The sequence below is a fragment of the Pseudoalteromonas sp. S558 genome, assembly GCF_005886635.1.
Lineage (GTDB): Bacteria > Pseudomonadota > Gammaproteobacteria > Enterobacterales > Alteromonadaceae > Pseudoalteromonas > Pseudoalteromonas aliena.
Genome location: NZ_PNDU01000216.1, coordinates 1 through 4835 on the forward strand (window position 1 = coordinate 1; position 4835 = coordinate 4835).

Sequence of the window (4835 nt, forward strand, 5' to 3'; positions counted from 1 at the left end):
GATAACGCAGCATAAATGCCAAACATGCGCTGCCCTTTGGGTTCTTTCTAGGGACGATTAACTCTTTGTTGCTCGGTTTTTACTTAGCCCACTAGGTTACAAACCTCGCGCCGCGATTAAATCGTCCCTAGATTGAACAAATTTCAATCTACAAAGGTCAACACGCCCTAGGATATAACCTTGTTATATCGATTTAGTGAGCTGGCCAATATAATCAATGGAATGAATATATGAACTACGTTGAACAAATAAATAAAATTAAATCGTTAGTTGAATATTACACTTGTCAATTTAATCAGCCTATTAGTGAGTTACTAAATAACCCCTCAAGTGAATTTAAGCAATCGGCTTATCGTCTTTTTTACGAACTGATTAAGTTTAAAAACCCTTCTTTTTGCCAAGAACCACACCCTATAAATGAGGTATTTAGCTTAATCAAACGCTCAATTTCTTGCACTGAACACTCAGAAAAGTCAGCACTTGAATGTGTTGAACGTTGGTGGCTTGAATGGTACTTCACGCTAGAAATGGATGCCAAACTTGCATCAAGCATAACTGACATACCTGCGAGTTATGTATCATCAAGCACACAACACCCAATGCGTAAACATGAGCTAAGCCATTACGCTAGGTTGTTTACTGTGCTGCCAATGCCAATTTGTAATGTGTGTGCTCGAACTGGTGATCTATTAAAAGTAAATCAACGCTTTGTTGATGTTTTTGGTTACACGTTAGATGAAGTGCCTAATTTAGCTGCTTGGTGGGAAAAGGCTTTTCCAGATCCAGAGTATAGAAAATCAGCCAAGGCATTATGGAAAAATTCTTTGCAGTTTGCGAAGGGAAATAATAACGATATTCCTGCAAATGACTATCGTGTTCGTTGCAGTAACGGTAGCGAGTTAGTAATGGAAGTGTCGGGTATTGATAATTGCGATGAATTTATTGCAGTATTTTACGATGCCACTGAACGTCTAAAAGCACAAGATATACTACGTGATATGGCTTTTCTTGATTCGTTGACAAAAATAGCAAATAGGCGCCGTTTTGATGAGCAGTTTGCGTATGAGTTTGAGCGATTAAAAAGCAGTGCCGATAAATTATCTATGATCTTTATTGATGTTGATCATTTTAAACAATTTAATGACCGATACGGGCATGTAACTGGCGATATTTGTCTGCGTGATGTCGCACAAAAAATTGCAGCGACGGTGAGTCGCCCCGAAGACTTTGTAGCGCGGTATGGCGGTGAAGAATTTGTTGTGTTATTACCGCAAACAGATACGCATGGTGCACTTTTCATTGCAGATCAGATCCAAAAAGCGATAGAAGAGCTAGCAATACCACACCAAGATAGTTTTACAGGAGTTTTGTCAATCAGCATGGGAGTTAACACAGCGGATGCGAACGATGACAAACTTGTCTTTTTAAAAGCAACCGACAGTGCTCTTTATTATGCAAAAAGACAGGGACGAAATTGTATTGCACTTAGCTCTGAAAACTTGTAAATATGCTTCTTTAATTCTAGGGCGATTTAATCGTCCCTAGAAAGAGCCCAACAGGCAGCGCATATTTGGCATTTATGCTGCGTTATCGCCTGTTTGCTGTGTAAATTTATCGCGCTCTTTTACAAGTAAAAACTCATTTTGCTTTTTTACTATTGCTGCAACGGTAACATGCGGTTTATGCATCAACTACGCCCTTAATTACTTTGTATTCACCACAATTAATATCATCCAACGTATAGTTACCAATACTATAGCGAATGAGGCGAAGAGTAGGGTGGCCAATATGCGCAGTCATACGGCGGACTTGCCTGTTTTTACCTTCGTTAATGGTAATGCTTAGCCACGTAGTGGGGATGGCTTTTCGTTCACGTACAGGCGGGTTACGCGCCCAAATTATAGGTTCATCTATTGTTTTAACGTTAGCGGGGAGTGTTAGCCCGTCTTTAAGCTCTACGCCATTGCATAAATCGTTTATTGATTCACTCGTGGGTTTACCTTCAACTTGTACCCAGTAGGTTTTATTGGTTTTTTTATCTGGTGCGGTTAAGGTGTTTTGTAATTTTCCACAGTTTGTTAAAAGCAATAAACCTTCACTGTCTCTGTCGAGCCGTCCCGCTGCGTATACTTCTTTAATAGGGATAAACTCTGCAAGCGTTTTCCTATCGGCATCATCTGTAAATTGACAAAGCACATCAAATGGTTTGTTAAACAGGACAATTTTTCTGTCTTTCGACGCTATTGGTGGCTTGATTTCTCTTTTACCAGAAGGCGTTTTGTTAAGTGCGCTGCGTGAATAAGTGCGGCCAGTGTTTCTTTTAGGCTTAGCTTCACTTGCTTGGTTATTACCTGATTTAGCTCTCATTATATACACCTAGCTGGTTTTGGTAATCCGGCAATTTTTGTGGCTTGTTTAGCAGGACCTTTGGGAAATAATTTATATAAATAAAGGCTATTCCCTTTATCTTCACCGAGGGCTTTTGCCATCGCTTTTACTAGCATTCTAATTGCGGGGCTGGTGTTATATTCAAGGTAAAAGTCACGCACAAAATTAATCACTTCCCAGTGTTGTTCACTAAGTGTAATGTTTTCTTGAGTAGCGATAACAAGAGCAAGCTCTTTTGACCATAAAGTATGGTCGAGTAAGTAGCCTTGTGTGTCGGTTTCAATCTGTTGGTTGTTAAATTCAAGCATGAGTTACCACGTAATTGATTGATTAGTTGATAAAGTGAGTGCTACAAAATCGTTATAACTAATCGCTTTATCGTTATCTGCTAATTTTATTGCACGTACTTGCGCGTCTTGTTCGAGTATTAGCAGTGTATCTGCAAATTGCCTAAACTGTTTTTTTGCAAAGCAGGCATCACCAACCAGCAAAATGCTATCGGTTGGTAAAATTAAATTTTTTAATTGATTTGCACAGTAATAGTTAAGTGGCTTTGAAAAAATATGTAAGGTGATCATAGGTTCACCACATGTTGCTGTGCTTTAATTAATGTTTGTTGTTGGCTAAAGTTAAGTGCTTTTGCTTCGATGAGTAAATCATGTTTACTTAAACCATAATCAAGTAATGACTTCTCACACACGTAAATGTTTTCAACATCGTAGATTTCGAGTGTTTTTATATTTTTAAAAAAATCTTTTAAGCCAATATTGTTCGGTTGCTGATGCTTTTTTAAAGCCAAAACGGCAGGGCCGCTAAATAGCCAACTTACATTTTGATCAACAGCAGCAAATATCAGCGTCATATCAAGTGCATCACGAATGTTTAAATCGTCAAATGGGCTACACTGACTCATTACTAATACGTTTATCATTTAAATTGCACCCATTTATCTGCATCAGATGCAAGCATGGCAAATTCAGCTAATCCTGCCACTGCAAATACACCTGTGTTTTTAATATCTAACCCGCGTTTTTGCGCGGCGGTAACACACAGCATTAAATTTAGTTTTTGATCGGCGAGTTGCTGCCAAAGTGCTGAAATTTGAAGTTCGTCTGAGGATAAATCAAAGTGGGTAGATGCATGATAAATACCTTGCTGGTATAAAAAAATAGCATCAATGGTGTGCCCTTGGGCTAAACATGCATTTGCAAATTTAACTATGCGTTGCGTGGTATCGTGATCGGATGGTGGTGTATGTAATGAAAGAACAAAGCGCGACAAAACAATTCCAATAAAAAAGCCCCAATTAAGGGGCTATTTTAACAGAACTATTTAATTAGTCATCACTTGCGCCAAGTAGAGCAAGTAAAGATGTAAATAAGTTATATACGCTTAGGTATAAAGACACTGTTGCGCGAATGTAGTTAGTTTCGCCGCCGTTAATGATTCGGCTTGTATCGAATAAAATCAAACCAGACATAATCAGTACAACTGCCGCATTAAGCACCATAAACATTAATGAGCTGCCAACAAAAATATTAACTATGCTAGCTACAATCACAACGATTAAGCCAACAGTTAAAAAGCCACCCATGAATGAGAAGTCTTTTTTAGTATTCAGTGCATAAGCAGATAAACCAAAAAAGATAAGCGCTGTAGAACCCAACGCTTGCATAATAAGCATTGGGCCATTAGGCATTGCAGCATAATGGTTAAGCAATGGACCTAAGCCTGCTCCCATTAGACCGGTGAAAGCAAACACCCAAAATACACCAGATGCGGTATCTGCTTTTTTATTGACAACAAATAATAAACCGAATGAAACAAGTGTAAACACAATCCCCATAAAGTAAGGTAATTGTAGTGCCATTGAAATACCAGCAGTTACTGCACTGAATGCAAGTGTCATTGCTAATAAAAAGTAGGTGTTTTTAAGTACCTTGTTTGTTTCAATGGTAGACATTACCGGTTTCGCGGTATTGTACGATTGATTAAACGCCATTGTAGAGCTCCTTTAAGTGAAACGTGTGTGTTTCGATAATTTAACTAAAATTAGATTACCAACTCTTATATGTTTGGGCAAACCTTTGTAGATCAATAGAGTTAAATATTTAAATAAAAGTGTATTGACGGCTAAATTAAAAACATTTTGTTTTAACTTTAGACAAATTAATTGTTTTTTAATCACTTAAACAATTAATTAAAAAAAAAGCTTCACAAAAGGGATGGGTTTCCCTATTATGCAGGCCGTGCGGAGAGATGGCAGAGTGGTCGAATGCACCGGTCTTGAAAACCGGCATGGGTTTATAGCCCATCTAGGGTTCAAATCCCTATCTCTCCACCACTTATTTAATAAGTGTGTGGTAATTAAAGTATCATTCATTTAAATAGTTATTAGTACACTCTTACTTTTAACTTAGCAGTATCGGAGAGATGGCAGAGTGGTC

General features: G+C 38.1%; 7 protein-coding genes, 1 tRNA gene and 1 pseudogene. 2 read left to right on the top strand and 7 right to left on the bottom strand.

Annotated features, from left to right (window positions below; genetic code table 11):
• Nucleotides 1–230: 230 nt before the first annotated feature.
• On the top strand, nucleotides 231–1505 hold the full coding sequence (locus tag CWB66_RS14690; protein WP_138585948.1) for a sensor domain-containing diguanylate cyclase: 1275 nt from the start codon (nucleotides 231–233) through the stop codon (nucleotides 1503–1505).
• A gap of 93 nt (nucleotides 1506–1598) precedes the next feature.
• Here the strand turns inward: CWB66_RS14690 and CWB66_RS23075 are convergent.
• The 7 genes and pseudogenes from CWB66_RS23075 to CWB66_RS14725 all read right to left on the bottom strand — a co-directional run.
• A pseudogene (locus CWB66_RS23075) lies at nucleotides 1599–1688 on the bottom strand (NUDIX hydrolase); the annotation flags it as partial.
• Complete coding sequence (locus CWB66_RS14700) at nucleotides 1681–2367, bottom strand: pseudouridine synthase (protein ID WP_138585949.1); 687 nt, start codon at nucleotides 2365–2367, stop codon at nucleotides 1681–1683. The pseudogene CWB66_RS23075 and the gene CWB66_RS14700, both read right to left, overlap by 8 nt.
• A complete protein-coding gene (locus CWB66_RS14705) occupies nucleotides 2367–2696 on the bottom strand; it encodes a TusE/DsrC/DsvC family sulfur relay protein (RefSeq protein ID WP_138585950.1) in 330 nt (109 codons plus the stop codon). The genes CWB66_RS14700 and CWB66_RS14705 overlap by 1 nt, the downstream gene beginning before the upstream one ends.
• 3 nt (nucleotides 2697–2699) lie before the next feature.
• Nucleotides 2700–2966 (bottom strand): DsrH/TusB family sulfur metabolism protein, encoded by a 267-nt coding sequence (locus CWB66_RS14710; protein ID WP_138585951.1) that lies wholly within the window; start codon nucleotides 2964–2966, stop codon nucleotides 2700–2702.
• Nucleotides 2963–3319: a sulfurtransferase complex subunit TusC gene (gene tusC / locus CWB66_RS14715; protein ID WP_138585952.1), complete on the bottom strand. Its 357-nt coding sequence runs from the start codon at nucleotides 3317–3319 to the stop codon at nucleotides 2963–2965. Before tusC ends, CWB66_RS14710 begins: the two co-directional genes overlap by 4 nt.
• Nucleotides 3316–3669 (bottom strand): sulfurtransferase complex subunit TusD, encoded by a 354-nt coding sequence (gene tusD, locus CWB66_RS14720; RefSeq protein WP_077537774.1) that lies wholly within the window; start codon nucleotides 3667–3669, stop codon nucleotides 3316–3318. Before tusD ends, tusC begins: the two co-directional genes overlap by 4 nt.
• Before the next feature lie 55 nt (nucleotides 3670–3724).
• Nucleotides 3725–4390 (bottom strand): Bax inhibitor-1/YccA family protein, encoded by a 666-nt coding sequence (locus tag CWB66_RS14725; protein WP_007580214.1) that lies wholly within the window; start codon nucleotides 4388–4390, stop codon nucleotides 3725–3727.
• A gap of 251 nt (nucleotides 4391–4641) precedes the next feature.
• Here CWB66_RS14725 and CWB66_RS14730 point away from each other — a divergent pair.
• A tRNA-Ser gene (locus CWB66_RS14730) sits at nucleotides 4642–4732 on the top strand.
• Nucleotides 4733–4835 lie beyond the last annotated feature (103 nt).